Origin of the sequence: Falsiroseomonas oryzae, assembly GCF_027856955.1 — a bacterium.
Classification (GTDB): Bacteria; Pseudomonadota; Alphaproteobacteria; order Acetobacterales; family Acetobacteraceae; genus Falsiroseomonas; species Falsiroseomonas oryzae.
Genome location: NZ_JAPSMD010000914.1, coordinates 1 through 835, shown reverse-complemented (window position 1 = coordinate 835; position 835 = coordinate 1). Strand labels below are relative to the sequence as shown.

Genomic DNA, 835 nt, shown 5'->3' with positions numbered 1-835 from the left:
GTCGAGCTGCCCCGCCGCGCGCAGCGCCGGCAGCATCCCCCGCAGGTCGCCCGCGAGGACGTAGCCCTCCGCGCCGGCCTCGAACACCCGGTCGAGCAGCGGTGGCCATTGCGCCGCGTCCAGCCGGCCGCCGATGACGGCCAGCATGGCGGCCCGGCGATGCGTGGCCGCGTTGCGCCGCACCGCGTCGAGCAGTGCCGCCAGCAGGTCGTCGGGCAGCCTGCCTGGCCAGGCGGACAGCGCGCCTGCCAGCGCGTCCACGGCCCAGATCGAGTCGCTGCCGGCGATGGCGACCAGTTCCTGCCGGAGCCGGTCGGGGGGCAGGGCGGGCGCCAGCACCGCCATCTTCTCCCCGGCATAGACCGTCGTGCGGGCCCATTCGCAGGCGGCGTCCAGCAGCCCGGCCGCCTCCAGCAGCGGGGCCAGGATGCGCAGGCGGCCATGATGGCTGTACTCCGTCGTCTTCTCGAATGCGAGGCGGAGAAGCTCCGGCGGCAGGTGCGGGGCGAGGGCGGCCAGCACCTCGTCCGGCTCCTCGCGCATGAGATAGCGGCTGAGATGCGCGCGCAGCACCGCCGCGCGCGTCGCCGCGCTCCCGCCGAGGCCGAGGCCGATCAGCGCGTGCTGGTTGCCGCGCAAGGAGGGGAAGCTCGGCCTGGCGATGCGGTCCACCAGGCCGGCGGCGGCCGCGTCGGAGAGGTGCGGCGCCAGGCGGCGGAGCGCGTCGCTGCTGCGCGGGCTCTCGAACCGCGCAAGTTCCGCGCCCGCCGCCAGCAGCACGGGCTCGGGCAGCCGGGGCAGCAGGTCGTCGAGCCAGGCCGCGGCGTCGGTCTCC

At 76.5% G+C, this 835-nt stretch carries 1 protein-coding gene; it reads right to left on the bottom strand.

Features of this window, described 5'->3' with window-relative positions; genetic code table 11:
- Positions 1–835, bottom strand: an 835-nt coding sequence (locus tag OZN99_RS32645; protein WP_270939330.1) for a hypothetical protein, incomplete at both ends; no start/stop codon positions are given.